Raw genomic sequence first — 22,229 nt, forward strand, 5'->3', positions numbered from 1 at the left:
CGATCAGCTCAGCACTTGGCGCAACAGTCGCGAAGCAGGCTGCTGCGCGACCACGACCACGACGAACACGACGAACAGCAGCGCCGAGGCGGCCGCATAGCGCACCAGCCCTTGACGCAATTGAGCGCGATATTTCTCGACCCAGCTGCGAGTCACGGTGCCAAGCACCGGCAAACCCGTCACTTCGCCGAGCGTTCGGCCGGTAGCGAACACCGGTCGCAACATGTGCATGAGATAAGCCACACCGCAGCCGAGGCCGACACCGACCACCAGGACCGCGAACAAGAACAACGGACGATTCGGGAAGATCGGCTGGAAGCCGGCGCTCGGCGGATCGACGATGTTGAACTTCACCACGCCCGTCTGCTCGGCATCGCCCGACAGGCGAGCCTTCTCCAGGCGCTCGAGCAGCGTGTTGTACTGAGCCTTGGTGACGTCGTAGTCACGCGTCAGACGCGCATATTCGGCTTCGACCTCGGGCGCCGTGTCCACCAGCCGTCGCAGCTCCGACTCGTTGCGCTGACGGTCGCCGAGCTGACTGCGCAGCGCCGCGATCTCCACGTCGACCTGATTCAACTGGGTCTGGATGTTTTGATAAATCGGATTGGTGGACGCATTGGCCAGCGCCGCCGCACCAGGGTCGCCTCGACGCAGGGCCGCGAGCTCCTGCTGTTGACGCGCCTTCAACTCATCCAGGGTCTCGCGAGTCGCGATGACTTCAGGATGCTTCTCGGTATAGCGAAGTAACAGATCGTCGAGCCGCGACTGCGTCTCCTGGATTCGCGTCGCCGTGTCCCGAGGACCATTGTTGTTCGATCCGTTGCTTCGAGGCGCGGCGCCCATGCCCTCGGCTGGCGGCACGAACGGCGATTCTCCGCGCAGCTGACGTTGCAACTCGGCGCGGCGGCTGTTGGCCACGACCAATGCCGCCTGCAAGCGCTTCACTTCCTGCATTTCGGTCGTCAGGCGGTTGAAATAGCCGCCCTCGTCGCCCGGCACCAGACCGACGTTCTTTTTCTTGAATTCGGCCAACCGATTTTCGGATTCGGCCAGCCGGCGGCCGTAGTCCGCGAGCTGGTCTCGCAGGAAGCGCTCGGCCGACGCCGTGCCCGTGCGATCCGAACCGATGGTGTCCTCGACGAACGAATTCAACAGCACGTCCACCACTTTCAACGCGGTGTCGCGGTTGCTGTCCGAGAAACTGATGCGGAACAACGTATTCGGAATGCGCGGATCGCGAACCATGGGCGGCTCGAGTGCGATCTCGATGCGCGAGATGATGCTGTTCAGCAGAGCCTGGCGTTCCGCAGCAGTGCGCGCCGTCACATCGAGACCGACCTGCTGCGCGACCTTCTCGAGGTTGGCGCGACCGAGCAACGTCTGCCGCACCAGGTTCAATTGCGCCTCGACGTCCGGGCGGACCACCAGACCGTCGACGACGATGCTGAGCGCGGTGCGCGTATCGACGTTCACGCGGGCGCTCGACTGATAGGTGTCCGGAATGGTGTACACCACGAACCACCCGATCAGGCACACGCCCCAGGCGGTCAGCAATGCATAGCGACGGAAGCGCCACGCGCCCCGTCCCTCGTTCAGAATCTTTTCGATCAGTGCCTGCATGACTGCCTAGAAGAACGACTGCGGCACCACTACAACGTCGCCCGGTTTGAGCTCGAGGTTGTACTTCATGGCGCCCTTGTTGACCAGGTCGTCGACCTTGACACGCAGCTCGGTGTCCTTGCCATCGACTTTACGGACAATCTTGCCGCGATTGCCGGCGGCGAATTCGGTCAGCCCGCCCGCGGCCAGAATCACATCCAGTACACGCATGCCTTCTCGATACGGCACGGATTGTGGATTCACCACCTGCCCGATCACCTTCACCTGACTGAAGGCGCTGAGCGGATTGCTGACGATGACGTTCACCTGCGGCGAACGGATGTACTCGGCGAGCACGCCTTCGATGTCACGAGCCAGCTGCGAGGGTGTTTTGCCGACCGCCACCATGTCCTCGACCAGCGGCGTGGAGATCTTTCCATCCGGGCGCACCGGCACACTCTGTGTGAGCTCGGGATTACGCCACACGAAAATTTGTAACGTATCGCCTGGGCCGATGCGATAGTCGGGCGCAACCGAGCTGGACGCCATCGGCGGCATCGCAGTGTCGGCAGGCTTGACAGTTTCGGGAGCGGGTTGTGATTTTGCGGGGCCGGGGGCGGGTTGCGGCTGTTGTGCCCAGAGGTTCGCTGCCCAGAAAAACAGTGCAAGGGCCGCGACGCTCAACAACGAAAGTGGCTTCGGCATCCGGTTAGTCACTATGAATGGTGGCGGATCGTGATTACAGCTAATGCAGCAACCACCATTGGAGCAGCATTAGCCTAGCAGAAAAGTAGCGAAAGCCGCGGAAAGACCCCGCAAACCGTGACGTAGCGCGCGGTTGGCGATGCTCCGGGCGTCGTTACGGTCTACAGCTCGCCCAACAATCTTTGCGCAGCCTCGCGGCTGGCGAAAGTCGTCTCATTGCCGAGGAGTGCCGACAATTGCTCTTTGGCGCGTTCCTTCGCGCCCGAGCGAGCCAGGGCCGCGGCAAAGTGATAGCGGATCTCGGGCGACGCTTTCGGCGTGGCGGCACGCTCCAGCAACGCGAGACCTTCGGTCACATTGCCGGTCTCCACCAGAATCCAACCCAGCGTGTCCATGATGGCAGGAGATTGCGGGGCGAGTGCATATGCCTGACGGGCAGTAGCCACGGCGCGTTCGTCGTGCAGTTCGTAGTACAGCCAGGCGAGATTGTTGAGCGCCGGCACGTTCTTGGGTTGCCGTGCCAGGATCTGCTGATACAGCGCCACCGCCTTCTGGCGTTCGCCGGTTTTGATGTAGGCGTCGGCGAGCACGGTGCTGAAACCCGTGTTGTCCGGATTGTCACGCGCCCAGCGCTCGAGCGGCGTCACCGCATCCGGCAGCTTGCCCGTCAGACGGGCTTGATAGCTCTTGATGGCGAGCTCACCCGATGGACGGAGCGCGGCCGCTGCATCGAAGGACTTCGCAGCGTCTTCGTAACGTCGCAGGACCGAATAAACTTCGCCTTCGAGCGCGAGCACCGCGGGGTCCTTGGGTTGGATCCTTTTCAGGGCCTCGATGCGCTCCAACGCCGCGGCCTCCCGCCCCTCCTGCACTTCCAGAAACGCGAGCGCACCCACCGCCGGCAGCCAGTTCGGCTGCAGGCTCAACGCCTTCTCCAGCGATTCGCGCGCGGGGCCTTTTTGTTCCAATCCCAACTGGGCGCGGCCCAGGTTCAACCACAGCAGCGGATTGGCGCTGTTGGCCTTGGCGCCGTCCTGGAACACCGCCGCGGCCTGATCGAAACGACCCGACTCCAGATACAACAGGCCCGCCGTATTCAACACGTCCGCGCGATTCGATGCGGCTTGCAAGGCGGCGGCGATGAGCTCATCGGCGCGCTTGGCTTCATTCCGGCGCAGCGCCAGGCGAGCGAGCAGCAGCGTCGGCTCGACGGCTTTGGGATCGGTCTTGCGCATGGCTTCCAGGCGCGCGACTGCCGCGTCCTCCGCGCCCTGCGCGATATCCATCTCGACCAGCATCATTTGCGCCGGATTGTTTGCTGGGTCTGCATCGAGGACTCGTTGCAGCGCCTGGCGTGCGGCGTCGAGCTTGCGCGCACTCCATTCCACACGCGCGAGCGTGAACAACAGGTCGGGCTGCTTCGGATCCTTCGCCAACGCTCCATTCAACAGCGCTCGGCTCTTATCGAAGTCGCCTTCGCGCGCGTGGAAGCCCGCGGCCAGGCTCACCATTGCCGGGCTCGAATCACGCGCCAGCAAGGCGTCGATGTGCGCATTGGCCGCTGCCTTGCCTTGAGACTGGGCGATGCCTTGTAACAACACGGATTCGCGGCGTGGATCGAGCGCCCCGCTCGCCGGATTGCGACGAAGCAGTGCGACCGCCTTATCGGGCGCGCCTGCGCGTAAGTAGAGATTGGCCAGCTGCAATTGCAGATTGGCGTTGTCCGGCGCCTTACGCAGCGCCTCCTCCAATGTATCTATGGTGCCGGCATCCGCGCCGGCCTGAGTGCGCACTTCATCGAACATGGCCGCGAGCCGGGAGTTGTCGGCGTTTGCTTGAATCGCCGGCACCAGCACGCGCAGCGCCCCGTCGGGATCGTGCAGACGCATGCGAACCTGCGCGAGCAGCTGGCGCGCTTCGAGATTCTGCGGGGCCTGCTCGACGACTCGGCTCAGCTCCTGACTCGCCTGCTCCAAGTTGCCTTGCGCCACCAGGGCCACGCCGAGCAGATAACGCGCAGCCGTGAATTGCGGAGCTGCATTGACCAGACGACGCAGCTCGCCAGCCGCTGCGATGTAATCGTTGCCAGCCATCGCGATTCGTGCGGCGGTGAGCGACGCGAGCGACGAGCCGCCCACGATGCGATTCAAATCCTCGAGGTTCTTTTTCGCGCCTTCGATGTCACGGCCCGCGAGCTGCAGTTCGATCAGCGTCGAGAGCAAGGCCGCCTGGCGAGAAACTTCGATCTGCTTGCCAGCAAGGTCGCGCGCCTTCAACAATGCCGTCCTTGCTTCGTCGGTCTTGCCAGTTCGAGCCAACAGCGAGCCTTGCGCATACCAGGCGATGGCCGCCTGCGGATGTTCCTCGGTGAGCTTGGTCGCAAGCTGCAATGCCGTGGCTGTGTCGCCTTGCGCGGCCGTCGTTTCGATGACGCCAACCTGCGCATCGAGCAGCGATGGATCGCTCTGCACTGCCCTCCGATATTCCTGCTGAGCTTCGGCAAATCGACCCGACGCTTCCAGAGCCGCGCCTCGATAGAGCGACAATTTCGCCGGCGCGACGCCGGCCACGCTGCCCGACGCGGATTTCTCCAGCACCGCCTTCTGCCGACCGGAGGCCAGATCGATGCGCAGTCGCAGGTCCGCATGCGGATCCTGTTCCGAGGTTTTGGGCAGCCGGTTCAACTCGGCCTCGGCGGAGACCGGATCGCCCAACCACAGCGCCACCTCGGCGAGCAGCGCCCTCGCCTCGTGCAGGTCCGGCTGCTTCTTGAGTGCATTCTTCAGTTCGACCAGCGCACTCCGATACTCGCCCTTCTCTACATACGATTGGGCCCGCTCGTAGCGCTGCTGTGGGCTGACCAGGAAGTCACAGCCGCACAGAGCCAGCAACGTCGTCGCTACGAACACGGCCATGGCCGTGGTTCGCAGGCGTCCACCCTGAATGCGAGGAGATCGCATCATTCTAGCTATGCTCCGACTATTGTTTGTCGCTGGCCCGGACAGCCGCAGCGAAGTTCTGCAGCGTCGCGCGCGCCTCGGCACAGTCCGTGCCGTTACATGCGGTTCTGAACGCGATGATGGATGACACCGGCGCGCCCACCAATGCCCCGACGCCATATTGAAGTTGCAGGGACAGCGGCCGGTCGAACCAGCGCTCGTCGAGGCGATACGAATGCCACAGCAGCCAGCTCGCGCCGCCGGAGTCGAGCGCTTCCGTTTCCAGCCAGGGATGTTCGACGCTGCTGCGCTGACGAACGCGCAAGCTCTCGCCTTCCAGCGAGTTGCCGAAGCCCATCAGCTCTTTGCCTTGATGCTGATCTTTGTATGTGGCCGCGTAGGCTTCGATCACCGTGCCGGCGCTCGTGAACATCGCACGTTCCGTGACATCCGCTCCATTGAACACAGGCTGCCAATCGCTGTGCGCGTCGCGAGTAACGGTCCAGCCCGCAACGTCGTTCGGCAGAACATGCGCCAGAGCGGCGCTGGTCGGAATGTTGTCATCGACGTGCTGCCAGAGCGGAGCAAACAACAATCCGACAGCAGCGAGCGCCGCCCCCCGCCAGGAAATCGGGGCGCCCGCCGTGGCTGCCGCTTGCGGCTCCGGCGCGGCCGGCCAGCGCCGCACGATCAGAAAAAAGATCACCAGCGCGACGGCGAACAACACCCAGCCGAAGCTGTAATGTTCCTCGCGCACCAGGTAGTGCTGCATGTCCGTCGCCTGGGCGACCACCGCGATGATGAAAATGCGCACCCAGTTGGTCACCATCGCGAGGATCACCGCGAGCGCCATGAGCTTGAGGCGCGTCGCGAGCGAGTCATGATTGATCTCACCGTAGAGCGCGGCGATGGTGAGCCCGACGACAAAGAAATGCAGACCCGCGCAACCGTCGGCAACTTCCAGCGCTCCCGCAGGAAGCGTGAAAACATTGCCGGACACGTACGCCGGAATGCTCACCACGCGCAACAGGAATTGCACGGCCATGACCGAAGCCGACTGCAACAGCGGCGTGAATGCATCCCACACCGGCACGGCGAAATACAACAGCGCGAATGTGAGACTCAAACGGCGGCCGGCCTTCCAGCCGTAGCAGCTGACGAACGCGCCGAAGATGATGAGCGGCAACAGTAGCTGATGCACGATCTGCACGGCCGCGCGCAAGGAGATCAGCCATACGACGCTCGCCCCGATCACTCCTGCAAAGGCGAGCAAGCTCGGACGAAGCGGCACCTCCGCCCAAAGAACTCGGTTACGCCATAACAGCCACAAAACGATGCCGACCAGGAGATAGCCGTGGGTGTAAGTGCGCCGGACCGTGTCTTCCCAATGCTCGATCAGCGACGCCGTGGTCGGCCAGAACAGCAGCAAGCCGAGCACCACGATCGCGATCGAACCTGCCGCACGCAGGTTCAGCGAGCGCGCGGATGCAGTCGGATCGTTGGCGACACCCGCCAACGGCGCCGACGGCAGTCGCGGGCTGCTCATCTCAGTGGGCAATGCCGTATTTGTCCATCAGATCGTACAACGTCGGCCGGCTCACTCCGAGCAGTTCGGAGGTGCGCGAGATATTGCCTTCGGTGATGGACAACGCCTGGCGAATCGCCTGCCGCTCGGCGCGGGTGCGCACTTCCTTGAGATTGAACAGCAGCTCGCCGTCGACGCTTTCTTTCAGATGCAGATCTTCGGCGGTGAGCAGCGAGCCCTCGCCCATGATCATCGCGGTCTTGACCCGGTTCTCCAACTCGCGGACGTTGCCCGGCCAGGAATAAGCTTCGAGCGCCGCCGCTGCCTCTTCGGTGAACCCACGCTTGGGCCGGCCGTGCATGCCACCGAACTTGCGCAGCATCGCGTGCGCGAGCACGGTCGGTGCGCCACGGCGCTCCCGCAGCGGCGGCACTTCGATGGTCACTTCGCCGATTCGGAAATACAGGTCCTCGCGGAAGCGCTGTTCCGTGATGAGTTGTTTCAGATTCTTGTTGGTCGCGCACACGACGCGCACATCGACCGGAATTTCCTGCCGGCCGCCGACGCGCTCGATCACGTGGTTCTGCAGGAAGCGCAGCAGCTTCGCCTGCAGAGCCAGCGGCATGTCGCCGATCTCGTCGAGGAACAGCGTGCCGCCGCTCGACAGCTCCACCTTGCCGATGGTCTGCTTCACGGCGCCGGTGAACGCGCCCTTCTCGTAACCGAACAGCTCGCTCTCCAGCAGCTGCTCCGGAATCGCCGCGCAGTTGATGGCTACGAACTTACCGTCGCGTCGCCCGCTTTGTTTGTGAATGGCGCGGGCGATCAATTCCTTGCCCGTGCCGCTCTCGCCCAGAATCAACACCGACACCGCGGCCGGTGCGACCTTCTCGATCATGCGGCGGACTTTGAGCATGGCGTCGTCGGTGGCGATCATGCCCTCGAACGGCGCAGTGAACTGCGACTCCTGCAGCTGACGGTTCTGCTGCTCCAGCGCATGAATGTGAAATGCGCGGCTGACGATCAGGCGCAGGACGTCGGTGTCCACCGGCTTCTGATAGAAGTCGTACGCCCCAAGGGATACGGCGCGAACGGCGTTGTCGCGGTCGTTGTTGCCGGTGACGACGATCACCTTGGTGGCCGGCGCGAGGCTCAACGTCTCGCGCAGCGTCTGCATGCCTTCGTTGACGCCTTCCGGATCCGGCGGCAGGCCGAGATCCTGCAGCACCACCGGCGGCTCGAAGCGGCGCAGCTGCGCCAGCGCTTCGGCGCGGGTTCCGGCGATCAGCACCTCGTGCTCGTCGAAACACCACTTCAGCTGCTTTTGCAGACCGAGGTCGTCCTCGACGATCAGGAGTTTGGGTTTTTCTTCGCTCACGATCTGGTTTCTCCTGTGGAACCCGTCAGTGGCTCACGGCGGCGTTCGCCGTGGCGACGGGCGCATCCTGGCTCCGGGAAAGCGGCAGGCTAACCGCAAAGCGGGTGCCCTGTCCGGGACTGCTCTGCACTTCCACGTCACCCCCCAGCAAACGAATGTATTCACGCACCTGGTAAGCCCCGATGCCCATGCCTTTGGCGCCCTTGGTGCTGTCGAAGGGACGGAACAGGCGGTTGCGGATGAAATCCGCATCCATGCCGGCGCCGGTATCTTCCACCAGGAGCTGGGCCTCGCGGCCATTTTGTCCGACGCTCACTGACACCGATCCAGTCTCGCTGGTTGCGTCCTGGGCGTTGCGGATGATGTGCTCGATGACCACCGACAGGCGCTCGGCATTGGCCAGCACCATCACCGGCGACCCACCCTGCAACTGCGGCTTCGGAGCCCGATAGCTGCAACGTGATACGGCCTGCTGGGCAAGCTCGCGCAGATCCGCCGGCACGTGCCGATCGGCCGAGGTCGAGCCGCGCAGCTGTTCGATCAGCTTGGTCATGCGCTCGGCGGTATTGGCGATGGTCGCGACGGCGTCGTCGACGAATTCGGGATTGTGCTTGTGACGCGGGGCGTTGGCGACGATCAGCTTGAGCTGCGCCACCGAGTTTTTCAGGTCGTGCATCATGAACGCCGTCAGCCGGTTGTACGCCTCGAACTGGCGGCTCTCGGCGAGGCGGCGGTCGGCGTCCTGTTGCGCGATGTGAGTGGCCACGTGGCGGCCCAGCGTCTTCAGCAAGTCACGATCTTCGTAAGTGAGCTCGAACGGCGGCGGCGGATCGTACAACACCACGAAGCCGACCAGGCGGTCCAGTTGCAACATGGGCGAGACGATGCGCAGCTGCCGATGCTCGAGCAACCATTGCGGAACGGCGATGTTGCCGTAGAAATCCGGCGAGCGGCGGAATTCCTCGGTATCGATGATCCACTGCTTGCGAGCCAGGAACTGCGTCAGGTCGTCATCGGCGGAGAGGCTCGCGGGCAAGCCGAGCGAGTCGACGCTCATGGGCCAGGCGGCGTACGGCAGGAATTTCTTGCCAGTCTCGTCGCTCAGGAACAGAAAGCCGCCGGGGCTCGCGAAGATCTGCGCCATGGCGCGGAGCGCCGTGCGCCCGACGTCGTCGTCCTCGGTCGACGAGAGCGTGCCGATGAAGCGCAGCCATTCGACGCGATAATCGTACTTGTTCCGATAGAAGTGCTTGCTGAGAAACACCCGGGTGTGTCGCCGCAGCGAGGCCGATGTCACGAGACTCGCCAGCACCACCACCGCGCCGGCGAAGAACACGATCTGCCCGACATTGCCCCAGGCGCCGCCGATCTCGCGCACATAGAAGCCGCCCAGCGCCATGACGGTGAGATACGAGCCGACCACCAGCACGGACGTCGTATAGAAAACGATCTGCCGCGAGACGAACACGTCCAGCGACCATTCAGGATTGCGCCGCGCGGCGATCGCGATCAACGGCATCGCGAAGGCGTTGAGAATGCCCCGCGATGTCCAGGCATCTATGGACACCGCGCGCAGCAGCTCGGTCTGCGAGTACAGAAACAGGTCGTAGGCAAACAAAGTGCCGACGCCGATGATGAAAAACTTCAGCGAGCGGCGCGCCACCTGCGATGAGTTGCGATAGATCTGCTCGAGCAGGATCAACGCCAGTAACGACAGCGCCAAGCCGGCGCGCGACAGCAGCAGCGTCGGATTGATCAAGGCGATGCCGAAGTGCTCGAGCAGCGGCAAAACGACAGCCGCCGCAAGCAGCAACACACATAGGGCGCGCGCCGCTGTCTTCAACATCGAAGGCGCCGCGATTCCGGCAACCGCGACCAACGTGAGCAACCAGGCTCCGCCGCGAACCGCTTCGGCAAGATAGATGACAAGGACGGGAACCTGGCCGGTGTAGCTCTGCAGGACCAGAACCGCGGCCCAGAGGGCGGTCACCGCACTGGCCACGATCAGGTGCCCACCCTGCTGCCGACCGCGCCATGCGGTGATCAGCAGTAGGGTCAGCACCAGGAAGCTCAGCGCCGCGATGCCATAGCTGGCAATGCCGAACGCATTCATTTAGCGGGTCTCGAAGCGGGACTCAACGCGCGCCTTTTCTCCACACGATGACCTCCACCGTCTGCACGAGGATGGCCAGATAAAACAGCAGGCTGTGATTCTTGACGTAAAAAAGATCGTATTGCAGTTTCTCGATGGCGTCCTGCTCGGAGGAGCCGTACGGATAACACAGCTGCGCCCAACCGGTGATGCCGGGCTTGATGGTGTGACGCTCGCGATAATACGGGATCCGCTCTTCGAGCTGGCCGACGAATTCCGGGCGCTCCGGCCGCGGCCCGACGAAGCTCATCTCCCCTCGCAATACATTCAGGATCTGCGGCAGCTCGTCGATTCGCGTCAGGCGGGTGAAGGCGCCGATCGCAGTCACGCGCGAGTCGTTCTTGCTCGCCCACTGCGCGCCGTCCTTTTCAGCGTCCTCGCGCATGCTGCGGAACTTCAACAATCGGAACGGCCGACCGTACTGGCCGACGCGCACCTGGCGATAAAAAATCGTCGCCTTCGGTCCCTCGGTGATTTTGATGGCGAGCGCAGTCAACACCATGATCGGCGCCGCCACGACCAGCAGCACCAGGCTCGCGACGATGTCGAACGCGCGCTCCAGCGTGTCGTGGATGCGCCCGCGCCCGAAGCCCTGGGAAAAAATCATCCAGCTCGGATTGAGCAGATCCAGGCGCACCTTGCCGGTCTCGCGTTCGAGGAACGTGACCAGCTCCAGGATCTCCACGCCTTCCAGGCGGCACTCCAGCAGCTGATCCATGGGGAAGTGACGACGGCGATCGTCCATCGCGACCACGATCTCGTCGACCCGGTGCCGTTCGCACAAGGTCAGCAGATCGACGTTGGTGGGCAGCTTTTCGTTGCTCGGAACATCGATGCCTTCGTCGCCTTCGGCGGGGACATAGCCGATGACCACGAAGCCACGGCGATCCGAACGACGCCGCAGTCGCGCGATGCTGGCGGCGCGGTGACCGGAGCCATAAACGAGCACGCGACGCTTGAACAGATCCTCATCGACCAGGGTGTCGAACACGATGCGCGCGATCACCGACCCGCCGAAGGCGATCACCAGGCTGATCAGCAACGCGCCGCGGCCGATGTGTAGCTGCTGCGGAAAAATGTAGAACAGGATGGTGATGAACATGCCGCCGCCGATGATGCTGGCAGCGACTCGCGCGATCAGCCCGACCAGCCGCGAGCGCTGGCGGGAGTTGTACAAGCCCATCGCGGCCATGCTGACGAACAGCACACCGGCAAACACAACGCCCCGCGGCAGCATGGGGCCGAGCATCTCGTCCACCCAGGGAGCGCGTTCGAACAGCAGGAACGCCGCCGCGTACGGCGAGAAAAAGAAGATCACACCCTCGATGACCGCCAGCACGGCGAGGTGCAGATGCCAGTAATGTTGGAAGATTCGAATGGCCACGGGTCGTTTTTTGCCCAGCTCTCAACTTGTTCGCTTCTGATCGGTCCCGCTTGCGGCCGGCTATTGAGCGCGAATTGCGCGCCGCGCACCAGCGGTCGTAAGTCTAGTCGCCCCACCCTCACAGCCGCGTGAAGGCAGTCACAGGGGTCTACTGTCAAATCCACGACCCCGTCCCAGCCCCCGGCAAGCTTCACCGACTCCCTGTCAGTCCCATCGTCAATTGACAATCATTCGCATTTCTATTTAGGATGGCCCCACTGTCGCGGCTCATGCAAGGGCCGCCCGGATCGAGAGCCGACCACCATGTACATTTGCGTGTGCCAAGCCATCAGCGACCGCCAGATCCGCGAGGCCGTCGATCAGGGGGCTGGCTCGCTTTTCGAAGTACAGATGCGCCTGCCGGTCGCCAGCTGCTGCGGCCGATGCGAGGAATCTGCGCGAGAAGTGATTGAGTCTCATATCGAATCCGCGAATCGGCCCGTCGCCGCCTGACCAAGCCCGCGTATTCTCGCGATAATTCGCGCTCCCGTCTCCCTATTCCTTCGCTGCGCCGTGGCGCAGTTGCCTCGCTCGGTGTGGCTCCGCCAACATTCGCGGCTGGGTCGATAACGCTCAGGAGCGCACATGCAGGGCCACGCAACGGTATTGCGTCATCTCAACAACGTACTGAAAAACGAGCTGACCGCCATCAACCAGTATTTTCTGCACGCCCGGATGTTCGAGCACTGGGGTCTGAAGAAGCTGGGCGAACGGACCTACAAAGAGTCCATCGACGAGATGAAGCATGCGGACAAGCTCATCAAGCGCATCCTGTTCCTGGACGGTCTGCCGAACCTGCAGGACCTGGGCAAGCTGCTGATTGGCGAGAACGTCGAGGAAGCGCTCAACTGCGATCTGAAGCTGGAGATGCAGGCGCATCCGGATCTGCGCCAGGCCATCGCCGATTGCGAGCAGGTCTCGGATTACGTCTCACGCGAGCTGTTCGAAGACATCCTCGAGTCCGAGGAAGAGCACATCGACTGGCTGGAGACGCAGCTCGATCTGATCAAGCGCGTGGGCATTCAGAACTACTGCCAGTCGCAGATGGAGACGGACGAGGACTGAGGGTTCGATCCCATCCTGGGGAAAGAGGCCTCGGCGATCCAGCACATCCTGGGGCCGAGGCCGTCGCTCCGAAAATATTAGCTAACGGTCTTGCTCGCCGTGTTCGACAGCCGGCTGGTGTCGCCGCGCGAATTCACCGCGACCACCGCGAAATACCACGTGCCCGAGCTCAGATTTTCCACCACGTAGCGATTGATGGACGGATTGTCCACGTTGATGGTCTGGTCGAGATTGCTGGCGTCACGGCCGTAGCGCACCTGAAAGCCCGAGAGATTGCTCAACGCGCTGCCATCGGCGTTCTGCGTCGGCGGCGTCCACGACAGCGTCGCGCTGTTGCCGCTCGTCTCGGTCACGTTGATAGCGAACGGTGCGAGGCTCGCGGTGGCCGTGCCGTCCGACACCGTGATCGTGATGTTTTCATAGGCGCCCACCTGGGCGGCGGTCGGCGTGCCGGAGATGCGGCCGGTCTCGTTGCTGAAGCTGGCCCAGCTGGGAAGATTGGCCACGGTGAACGACAAGCGGTCACCGTCGGCGTCGCTCGCGGCAGGCTGGAAGCTGTAGGCCTGACCGGCCACGGCGGTCGAGCCAGGGGAGCCGCTCACGGTCGGCGCGGCATTGGTCGAACCATCCGGTGGGTTGGCGTTGCCCGTGGAAGAGCCACCATCGCCTCCGCCGCAGGCGCTCAGCAGGACGGAGGTCAGGATGAAGCAGCCGGTCAGAAAACCCGGGAAATAATTAGAACGCATGATTCTCCACTATTGCGGCCGCCCCGTGGCTGACTCCGCCACTCGGTTGCCGCTGTATGTCTTTGATATCGCCGTTGATATCTGGGAGCTGAGATCTCGCGCTGGTCACACTGGCGAGAGCACGGGTATAGAGATAACAAGAGTTGTGCCAGAGCCTGGAACCGCCAGAACAATCAGCGCGTTAGATCGTATTGGCCGTTCGTCCGAGGGGCCGCAGGCTGGCCGCGCGTCGCGGTTTACTGACAATTTTTGTCGGTCGCACCTGAAGGGCGACCGTTAACTCGCTGATTCTGAAGATGAATGAGCCTTGTTTCCGATAGGAGACAGGGTGACGAGCCGCGCCGTGAGATCGGACCTCAAAACGCGCCTAAGGCATGGCCGGTCCTGGAAGCGCCCTCCACCCCATCAGCGCATCCCCACTGCCCCTGCTCGTCCAAGCCTGCCGCGACCGACACCTGCCGCCGGCAACACAAAATCCCCTGCGATCAAACAGTTCGCGCCTTCTCCGGCCCGACGCCGGCAAAACCGCATCCGCTCACTGCACCCTGCGGCCATCCACAGGAGCGCCTTGCCACGGAGCGGAAGCTATGTACCGACAAATCTCCGAGTGCCGGATTTGCAAGAACACTGAGCTGGTCGAAGTGCTCGACCTCGGCGTGCAGGCACTCACGGGCGTGTTTCCGAAAAGCAAAACGCAGGCGGTCACGGCCGGTCCTCTCAAGCTGGTGAAGTGCACCGGGGAAGGCGACGTCTGCGGGCTGCTGCAACTCCAGCACACCTATGACCTGGGCGAGCTGTACGGCGATAACTATGGTTACCGCTCGGGACTGAACGCGAGCATGGTTGCGCACTTACAGGCCAAGGTGCGCAGGATCCTCAATCGAGTGAGCCTTCCGAAGGACGCGCTGATCGTCGACATCGGCTCCAACGACAGCACTACCCTCCAGGCCTATCCCGCGACCGGCTGCAATCTGGTCGGCATCGATCCGACCGCGGCGAAATTCAAGGAGTTCTATCCCTCGCACATTCAATTGATTCCGGACTTCTTCTCCGCCGCGACTCTGCAGAGACATTTTCCCAACCGCAAGGCGACGGTGGTGACGTCGTTCTCGATGTTCTACGACCTCGAAGCGCCGCTCGCCTTCATGCAGGAGGTCGCTGAGATCCTCGACGACGAGGGCGTGTGGGTGCTCGAACAAAGTTACATGCCCACCATGCTGCTCCGGAACTCTTACGACACCGTGTGCCACGAGCACCTCGAGTATTACGGCTTGCAGCAGATCAAATGGATGACGGACCGAGCCGACCTGAAAATCATCGACGTGGAGTTCAACGACATCAACGGCGGGAGCTTCTCCCTGATGCTGGCCAAGCGCGACTCGCACTACCGCGAGTCGCCGGAACTCGAACAGATCCTCCACGAGGAAGCTAGAACCGGCCTGCACACGCTCCAGCCATTCCAGGATTTCGCCCAGCGTGTCGCCGCGAGCAGAACTGCGCTGCGCGCTTTCCTGGACGAGGCCAGGCGCTTCGGCAAGTCCATCTGCGCCCTGGGCGCATCCACGAAAGGCAACGTTCTGCTGCAGTACTGCGACATCACGACCGCCGACATAGCCCGGGTCGGCGAGGTCAATCCCGACAAATTCGAGGCGTTCACCCCGGGCACCCTGCTACCGATCATCTCGGAACAAGAAGTCCTCGCACTGAAGCCGGATTACCTGCTGGTGCTGCCCTGGCACTTCCGCAATTTCTTCATGGAGCACGAGAGATTTGTCGATCGCAATCTGGTATTCCCCCTGCCGCAACTCGAACTGGTTCGCATGACCAGCGCGACGCGCGGTGTATCCGAACCGCTACTGATCGAGTCGGGCGCGAACCGGCCGGTTGCCAGTCCCCAGTCGCAGATTCATTGATTAGAACGCCGCCGCCCTGTGCTTGCGAGTTGCTCGATCGGCTGCGTTGGCAGGTGATCGGTTACTCGACCTGTTGAGCGAGGGCTGCGATGTCCGCGTCCACCATCATACGAACGAGCGTTTCGAACGGAACGATCGGCTGCCATTCCAGCACCCTTCTCGCTTTGCTCGCATCGCCAATCAGCGGCACGGCTTCCGGCGCCCTTCGAGCGCCCGGGTCCACTCGCACATAGTCTCGATAATCGAGACCGACGTGCGCGAAGGCGACGCTGCAAAACTCGCGGACGGAATGACTCTGGCCAGTGGCCACCACATAGTCATCCGCCGACTCCGCCTGCAGCATCTTCCACATCGCATCGACGTAGTCCGCGGCATAGCCCCAATCGCGCACGGCGTCCAGGTTGCCCAGTTCCAGCGATGTCTGCAGCCCGCGTTTGATTCGTGCAACCCCCATGGTGATCTTGCGAGTGACAAACTCCGAGCCGCGCCGGGGGCTTTCATGGTTGAACAGGATGCTCGAGCAGGCGAACACGCCGAAGTGCTCCCGATAGGTTCGAACCATGCCGTGAGCAAACAGCTTGGCCACTCCATAGGGATTTCGCGGCCGAAACGGCGTCGACTCGCTTTGGGGCGCTTGCCTCGCGTCACCGAACATTTCGCTGCTGGAGGCCTGGCAGAAACGCGTGCGCGGATGGACGGTGCGGATCGCTTCCAGAATGCGCGCCACCGCCAGCCCGTTGAAGTCGCCGGTGAGCACCGGATCGACGAACAACTGGCGGCTCGAAGCGCGGGCAGCGAAGTTATAGATTTCGTCGGGCCGGTGCTCAGCGATTATCTTTCGGAGGAGGTCTTCGCTCAGCAGACTGCCCGTGACGACTTCGATCTGTGACCTCAGATGGCCGATTCGCTGCGCGCGAGCATCGGCTCCTTCACGCATCAGTCCGATGACGCGATAACCGCGGTCGAGCAGCAATTCGGCAAGGTAAGACCCGTCCTGACCGTTGATGCCCGTAATGAGCGCCCGCGGCATGCAGGCTCAAGAGGCGATGCGCGAGCCGAACACCGTCGGGAATCCGTGAGGCCTTAGCATCTCTTCGCACTCTGCTTCTTTGAGATCCTCGCTCACCATCTCTGCGACGAGATCGGTGAAGCTGGTCCGGGGCTTCCATCCCAACATCTCACGTGCGCGACTCGAGTCGCCGAGCAGCGTTTCCACTTCGGTGGGACGGAAGTAGCGTGGGTCGACGGCAACCACGCAGTTGCCGGCGCGGTCGTAGCCCTTCTCCTCGACGCCCTCGCCCGCCCAGCGCAGTTTGATACCGAGCTTGTCGGCGGCCACCTCGACGAACTCACGCACGCTTCGCTGCTCGCCGGTCGCAACCACGAAGTCCTCGGGCGTCTCACGTTGCAACATCATCCAGGCGGCCTCGACGTAGTCCCTCGCGTGCCCCCAGTCTCTCATCGCGTTCAAGTTGCCCAGATATAGACAGTCCTGCAGTCCGCATTTGATCCTCGCCAGTCCGCGCGTGATCTTTCTGGTCACAAACGTCTCGCCGCGGATGGGCGACTCGTGATTGAACAAGATGCCGTTGCAGGCGTACATCTCGTAAGCCTCGCGGTAATTGACCGTGATCCAATACGCGTACAGCTTGGCCGCCGCATAGGGGGAGCGAGGATAGAAAGGCGTGGTCTCCTTCTGCGGAATCTCCTGCACCAGGCCGTACAGCTCCGACGTCGACGCCTGGTAAAACCGCACCTTCTTTTCCATGCCGAGGATGCGCACCGCTTCCAGAATGCGCAGCGTGCCCAGAGCATCGGAATTGGCGGTGTACTCGGGCTCCTCGAACGACACCGCGACGTGACTTTGCGCGGCGAGGTTGTAGATTTCGTCCGGCTGCGTCTTCTGGATGATGCGCGTCAGGCTGCTGCTGTCGGTCATGTCTCCGTAGTGGAGAAACAGCTTCGCATTGGGCTCGTGAGCATCGAGGTACAAATGATCGATTCGATGCGTGTTGAATAGCGAAGTGCGGCGGCGCATGCCGTGGACGATGTAGTTCTTCTTGAGAAGAAACTCCGCCAGGTAAGCTCCATCCTGGCCGGTGATTCCAGTGATGAGGGCAGCTTTTTGCTTCATACGGATCGACCACGCTTCCTTACGACCATGCCGCAGTCTTGCTGCTCACGCGGCCGAGTCAACCCGATTCTCTGGCGCGCACCTCCACGCGTCGCCCGCTGCCCTCTTTGGGCGAATTCCTCAAGGCGTGTCGATCATTCGAAACTCACCCAATCTACACGGAAGAAATCACGTCCAACTCGACCACGCGCAGCTCGCATCGTAACTGAGCATACGCGCGAGCAATCTCTCGTCGCACGATGCGCGGCGTGAGTTTGAGCTGGGTCGCGATTTGCTTGTAGGTCAGGTCCTGGTTGATGTGCAGTAACAGCACATCACGCTGCCGCGGCGGCAACTTGCTCACTGCCGTCCTGAGCTGCTCGTTGACGAGCGAGTGTTCCACATACCCAGCCATCGGATAGTCCGGTTCGCGCCGGAGCACTTTGAGCCACGCGTCTTCCTGCGGCCGGCTGTTACCAGCGCGCTCGTGCCACTCGTCGACGACGTTGGCGGCGATATGAAACAAATAGCTCTGCGGATATTCCGCCAACGTCTGATCGCTGTAACGCGTGAGACGCTCGAACACTTCTTGAGCCACCGCGTCGAGATCGGCCGAGGGCACCGACGAACGGCCCGACAACCAGCGACGCAGCGACACGCGCCAGGTTTCAAACCAAGATGAGAGACGGCGCTTCCCGTGCAGAGAAGCAGCATTCGCAACCTTGACTTCGTCGCAACCCAAGGCGGGGACCGAGGCCGCGGAGATGCATGAAGTTGATGATTCGCTTGCCACCCTAGATCTCCTGAGGCGAGATGCATCGAGGCCGAACGCTGCGCTCCTTGCTTGCACTCCGACGTCGCTGCAACGCTGTCGAGCCACTTGGACTACCTCGGCGTCAGTCTCGAGGCCTCTATGTCATCCCGAAGGTCCGCCTCTCCCGTGCCGAGTACCAGCGGCGTTCGGAACCGTATCGCTGCCGCCATTCGAGCTGGTCGGGGCGGTCATGTGAACGATGTTCATTGTTATACTCTCGTTAATGAACATTGGTCAACCGCTAGGCACAGCTACTGAGGGCTATCTGGGCTTTCTCGTGAGTAGTTGCCATCGACACGAACAAAAGGCGCATAGCACCATCGCGCTGCGTGGGGCGCGACTGCGCAGCTCGATCCAGGCTGGGTCAGAGAGGAAGATTCAAAGTGGAGATGATGACGGGGCGGTGCTCCGCGCCGTCATCAGGTGCAAATCCCGACCAGCTTCGAAAGCGCGCGACCGGCGAAGCCGACGCGAGTCAGACACGCGAACCTCCAGTGGCGCCAGGGCGAACGGCGTCGCTCTTCGGATGGAGACTCTTCCCGAACGTGCCGGGGAATCAGCTCGACGACGGTGGACTCCGGCTCATGCGGGCCCGATTGCCCCTGACTCGGCGGAATGCCGCCCAGGTCGGACCGTCGCAACAGACCTTCGAGGGACGCGAGCTCCAGCATCGCGCCTACGTGAGCGGGCGACTGCTTGAGCCACCGCACGTACTCCAGCCGATCGCCGCTGGTCATGTTGCCCGCTCGCAGGCACACCAGCCATTCGGCGGCCTCTTCGCTGATGAGCTTCGACATTCGATTGTGGGGACGGTCAGCCATCCGTCTTCCTAGTCATGCGCGATGGTTCCGAGTACGCGGAACTTCAGCAGTTCCGGCCGGCAACCGTTGTTGCTTTCGGTGCTCGGATCTCCTGCCCCCGCAGTGCTAGACCGGACCATGAAACTGAATGGCCCGGAAGATCCGCAGCACAACCCTTCATTCGCGCGACTGTTTCCGAACTTTCTTGCGCGAGGCAAACGCCACATCCGTGGCGCTCAAGTCGCATCGCAGCTCGGCATACGCCCGAGCGATATCCCGGCGCACCACGCGAGGAGTCAATTTGAGCTGGATGGCAATCTGCTTGTAAGTCAGGTCCTCTCTTATGTGCAACAGGAGCACCTGCCGCTGCCGCGGCGGCAGCCGGCTGACCGCACGACGCACATATTCATTGACCAAATCGTGCTCGACCGAGCTTTCCGGCTCCGCGTCGGGCTCGATCTGCAGATCGGCGAGCCACACATCGTCGTGCGGCAGGCTGTTACGAGCCCGCTCTCGCCATTCGTTGACGACGTTGGTGGCGATCCGGAACAGATAGCTCTGCGGATACTCCACTACGGCATCGTCACTGTAGCGCAGCAAACGCAGGAACACTTCCTGCGCCACATCGTCGAGATCCGCGGCCTGGATCGATGAGCGGCTCGAAAGCCATCGCTTCATCGCGCCCCGCCATACTTCGAACCATTTGGTCAGCCGCTCGTTGCGGCTGGCCATTCGTTTGGCCTCGGATTCTTCGGTGACGGGAAGTTCGTCCGTGTCCTCGGAGATTGGCGCGCCAGGCTCCGCCTCGCAGCGACGCCGTGCCGCGGCGCTCACGTGCGCCACACCAAGTTGCGCCCGCAAACGAGTCGACTCTTCAACCAGCGCGCGTTCATTGACATTTTCCCATCCCCCGTTAATTCACTTAGTTATCTGCAGGGCTGTCCTTGCCGTTTGATGCAGTCCCACTCAATGAGGGCAGCTGTCTTAGTCTGCTTGTCGGAATTCGCGGCAAAAAGTCGGTACTGCATTTGTCACATTCTCGCCAACTCACATTGAGATGTTCCTTGCAGCAAAGCGTGGGCGCGCGGCGTCTCGTTTTGTTGAGTCAACGGTTTGCTAGCGCGCGCTTCGCCTCGGCGAAGGTGATGCAGAATGGCAACGAATCAGAATGATCTCGCCCTGCCAGGGCACGGCATCGATTTCGGCGCCTCGTCATTCCGGGACTATGACAAGCACCTCCACCGCTATCTGGCGCACCGCTTACCGCGGCCGCAGGATGCGGAGGATCTGGCGCAAGAGGTGTACTTGAGGCTGCTTCGGATCGACGGCGAGAAGTGCGTGGAGAAGCCGCTCGCTTATATCTATGGAATCGCTTCTCATCTGGTCGCCGACTACCGCAGCGAGACGCGACGCGAGCACGAGCGGCTTCGCGACGATGACGACGAGGTTCTGGAGGATGGCTGGGAAGCGTCGACCGATAACCTGGCCGATCGTTTGAATCTGCAACAACAACTCGAGCGCGCGCTCGCGCAACTCCCGCGAACGCAGGCTTTGGTACTACTCGCGCACAAGCACCGCGGTCTCTCTTATGAGGAGGTTGCCGCGGAGCTCGGCCTCAGCGTTCACACCGTCGAGAAGTACATCACCCAAGCCAAGGCCCGGATCCGGACCATGACTTGGGAGCGGTAGGACTTCTCGAGACATCGTCCTCAATACATCGCATCCTGGTCATGACTGCCGGCATGAGCGGCATGCTGAGCCGCGTCGCCGAAGTCTTCGTCGTCCGACATGTCGTAGCCCGAGGGCGTGAGTGGCAACAAGTGCGTGAACGCATCGAGCTTGAACAGATCGGGCTGCCGCTTGCGATAGCTCGTGATGGTCTTGGACAGCGTCGAGGAGACGCGCCCCAGATACCGCGATATCTCCGCGAGCGTCGCAATTCCCCGCACCGTTGCGTGCCAGGCAATGACGGCACGGGCCAGCGCGAGCTTTCGCAGCCGTGACTTCGAGAGCACATCTTCTCGCGAGACGTCCAGCATGCGGCAGACATGACGCGTGATCTGATCCGATGTCATGCGAGCTGCGCGCTTCGGTCGATGTCCCGCGAGCTCCGCCAGTTCCGGACCGCCGAGAATGCCCGGCGTCTTCGGCATGCCGCGTTCAACCAGACTGATCACCTGCGGCGTCGGCGGCTCCGCCATTAACGTTTGGTAAGCCTGCGCCTGCTCTTCTCGCTTACCGAGCATCCGTCGTGCAGCGCCGCAATGAACCCACGGTATTTCACGAGCATTCGAATACGCATGATGACTCGAATAAGGAAACTCATCCGGTGTCGCCGCGAGCCCTTTCAGCACAGGAACGTAGTGAATGTAATGAACGACGTTCGTCAAATACGCCTTGGGATCGACGATCACCGCGTCATAACGAACTTGAAACAAATGACCGCGCTCGCCGAGCCGGCGTTGAATGCCGCGGGCGTAACGACTCTTCAGCCACTGCATAAAATGTCCCAGCGAAATCTCATCGATCTGCACGCACAGATATACGGCTTCCGTCGTCCAGCAATATGCATGCACCCTTGCACCGGTACTGCGCAAAGCCGCCTGCAACACCGACTCGAACAACTCGTAATCCTCGGGCTGCGAGAAGATGGGCCGCTGTTTGGTGCCCCGCTGAACGACATGATACGTTCCACCAGGAACGTGAATGCGTCGGCGATATGACATTGTTAACTCTCCATATAGGAAACATCCAAGCAACCGTGGTTAGCGGTTGGACCTATCGGTGCCAGCAATGCGTTGTGTTTGTTTGTGCAGGCTCGAGGCGAGCATCCACTACTGCCGCGGCTATTGATATGGCATCGGCTCAGCCCCGCGATTCTTGGGCATAGTCACAGTAGGTCACAGCAAGTTTATTTGTTTGTTTGATTCGCGGCGCGTGACCGCGCGCGAATTCGTCGTCGGGAATATGACGATCGTTCATCGCGAGATGAAATCGCGCCTGCGCAGAAGTGATCTATGTTTGTTCTGGCGCGGGTGAATGTCGTGCAGCGACACG

Annotated in this window: 18 protein-coding genes; 4 read left to right on the forward strand and 14 right to left on the reverse strand. The window is 62.0% G+C overall.

Going from position 1 to position 22,229, the window contains the following annotated elements; genetic code table 11:
* Window positions 1–3: 3 nt before the first annotated feature.
* The 7 genes from VGD45_RS32435 to VGD45_RS32465 form a co-directional block, all read right to left on the reverse strand.
* Entirely contained in the window at window positions 4–1,620 is a 1,617-nt protein-coding gene (locus VGD45_RS32435; protein ID WP_331159567.1) for an XrtA system polysaccharide chain length determinant, read from the reverse strand.
* 6 nt (window positions 1,621–1,626) lie between these two features.
* Window positions 1,627–2,148 carry an XrtA/PEP-CTERM system exopolysaccharide export protein gene (locus VGD45_RS32440; protein WP_331159568.1) on the reverse strand — a complete coding sequence of 174 codons (522 nt, stop codon included), beginning with the start codon at window positions 2,146–2,148 and terminating at the stop codon, window positions 1,627–1,629.
* 317 nt (window positions 2,149–2,465) lie between these two features.
* A complete protein-coding gene (gene prsT, locus VGD45_RS32445) occupies window positions 2,466–5,267 on the reverse strand; it encodes an XrtA/PEP-CTERM system TPR-repeat protein PrsT (protein WP_331159569.1) in 2,802 nt (933 codons plus the stop codon).
* 16 nt (window positions 5,268–5,283) lie between these two features.
* Window positions 5,284–6,789: an exosortase A gene (gene xrtA / locus VGD45_RS32450; protein WP_331159570.1), complete on the reverse strand. Its 1,506-nt coding sequence runs from the start codon at window positions 6,787–6,789 to the stop codon at window positions 5,284–5,286.
* A 1-nt stretch (window position 6,790) separates the two neighbouring features.
* Window positions 6,791–8,149, reverse strand: coding sequence for a PEP-CTERM-box response regulator transcription factor (gene prsR, locus VGD45_RS32455; RefSeq protein WP_414717621.1), 1,359 nt, complete (start codon window positions 8,147–8,149; stop codon window positions 6,791–6,793).
* Between the two features lie 22 nt (window positions 8,150–8,171).
* Window positions 8,172–10,259, reverse strand: a complete 2,088-nt coding sequence (prsK, locus tag VGD45_RS32460) for an XrtA/PEP-CTERM system histidine kinase PrsK (protein WP_331159572.1) — start codon at window positions 10,257–10,259, stop codon at window positions 8,172–8,174.
* A 22-nt stretch (window positions 10,260–10,281) separates the two neighbouring features.
* Window positions 10,282–11,682: a TIGR03013 family XrtA/PEP-CTERM system glycosyltransferase gene (locus VGD45_RS32465; RefSeq protein ID WP_331159573.1), complete on the reverse strand. Its 1,401-nt coding sequence runs from the start codon at window positions 11,680–11,682 to the stop codon at window positions 10,282–10,284.
* A 303-nt stretch (window positions 11,683–11,985) separates the two neighbouring features.
* On the opposite strand from VGD45_RS32465, the gene VGD45_RS32470 reads away from it, so the two are divergent.
* Both VGD45_RS32470 and bfr read left to right on the forward strand, forming a co-directional pair.
* On the forward strand, window positions 11,986–12,174 hold the full coding sequence (locus VGD45_RS32470; protein ID WP_331159574.1) for a (2Fe-2S)-binding protein: 189 nt from the start codon (window positions 11,986–11,988) through the stop codon (window positions 12,172–12,174).
* A gap of 132 nt (window positions 12,175–12,306) precedes the next feature.
* Window positions 12,307–12,786 (forward strand): bacterioferritin, encoded by a 480-nt coding sequence (gene bfr, locus VGD45_RS32475; RefSeq protein WP_331159575.1) that lies wholly within the window; start codon window positions 12,307–12,309, stop codon window positions 12,784–12,786.
* A 77-nt stretch (window positions 12,787–12,863) separates the two neighbouring features.
* On the opposite strand, the gene VGD45_RS32480 is transcribed toward bfr, so the two are convergent.
* Window positions 12,864–13,532 carry a putative Ig domain-containing protein gene (locus tag VGD45_RS32480; protein ID WP_331159576.1) on the reverse strand — a complete coding sequence of 223 codons (669 nt, stop codon included), beginning with the start codon at window positions 13,530–13,532 and terminating at the stop codon, window positions 12,864–12,866.
* Window positions 13,533–14,119: 587 nt separating this feature from the next.
* Between VGD45_RS32480 and VGD45_RS32485 the strand changes: the two genes are divergently transcribed.
* Window positions 14,120–15,445 (forward strand): class I SAM-dependent methyltransferase, encoded by a 1,326-nt coding sequence (locus tag VGD45_RS32485; protein WP_331159577.1) that lies wholly within the window; start codon window positions 14,120–14,122, stop codon window positions 15,443–15,445.
* Window positions 15,446–15,506: 61 nt separating this feature from the next.
* Here the strand turns inward: VGD45_RS32485 and VGD45_RS32490 are convergent, their stop codons facing one another.
* The 5 genes from VGD45_RS32490 to VGD45_RS32510 form a co-directional block, all read right to left on the reverse strand.
* Window positions 15,507–16,475 (reverse strand): GDP-mannose 4,6-dehydratase, encoded by a 969-nt coding sequence (locus VGD45_RS32490; RefSeq protein WP_331159578.1) that lies wholly within the window; start codon window positions 16,473–16,475, stop codon window positions 15,507–15,509.
* A 6-nt stretch (window positions 16,476–16,481) separates the two neighbouring features.
* The gene (gmd, locus tag VGD45_RS32495) at window positions 16,482–17,579 is read right to left on the reverse strand and encodes a GDP-mannose 4,6-dehydratase (RefSeq protein WP_331159579.1); all 1,098 of its coding nucleotides are present in this window, start codon (window positions 17,577–17,579) and stop codon (window positions 16,482–16,484) included.
* A 154-nt stretch (window positions 17,580–17,733) separates the two neighbouring features.
* Window positions 17,734–18,216, reverse strand: a complete 483-nt coding sequence (locus tag VGD45_RS32500; RefSeq protein ID WP_331159580.1) for a sigma-70 family RNA polymerase sigma factor — start codon at window positions 18,214–18,216, stop codon at window positions 17,734–17,736.
* 575 nt (window positions 18,217–18,791) lie between these two features.
* Window positions 18,792–19,193: a FecR/PupR family sigma factor regulator gene (locus VGD45_RS32505; RefSeq protein ID WP_331159581.1), complete on the reverse strand. Its 402-nt coding sequence runs from the start codon at window positions 19,191–19,193 to the stop codon at window positions 18,792–18,794.
* Between the two features lie 156 nt (window positions 19,194–19,349).
* The gene (locus tag VGD45_RS32510) at window positions 19,350–20,006 is read right to left on the reverse strand and encodes a sigma-70 family RNA polymerase sigma factor (protein ID WP_331159582.1); all 657 of its coding nucleotides are present in this window, start codon (window positions 20,004–20,006) and stop codon (window positions 19,350–19,352) included.
* 318 nt (window positions 20,007–20,324) lie between these two features.
* On the opposite strand from VGD45_RS32510, the gene VGD45_RS32515 reads away from it, so the two are divergent.
* Window positions 20,325–20,861: an RNA polymerase sigma factor gene (locus VGD45_RS32515; protein WP_331159583.1), complete on the forward strand. Its 537-nt coding sequence runs from the start codon at window positions 20,325–20,327 to the stop codon at window positions 20,859–20,861.
* Window positions 20,862–20,881: 20 nt separating this feature from the next.
* On the opposite strand, the gene VGD45_RS32520 is transcribed toward VGD45_RS32515, so the two are convergent.
* Window positions 20,882–21,898 carry a transposase gene (locus VGD45_RS32520; RefSeq protein ID WP_331159584.1) on the reverse strand — a complete coding sequence of 339 codons (1,017 nt, stop codon included), beginning with the start codon at window positions 21,896–21,898 and terminating at the stop codon, window positions 20,882–20,884.
* Window positions 21,899–22,229 lie beyond the last annotated feature (331 nt).

It is taken from the genome of Steroidobacter sp. (genome assembly GCF_036402275.1).
GTDB lineage: Bacteria > Pseudomonadota > Gammaproteobacteria > Steroidobacterales > Steroidobacteraceae > Steroidobacter.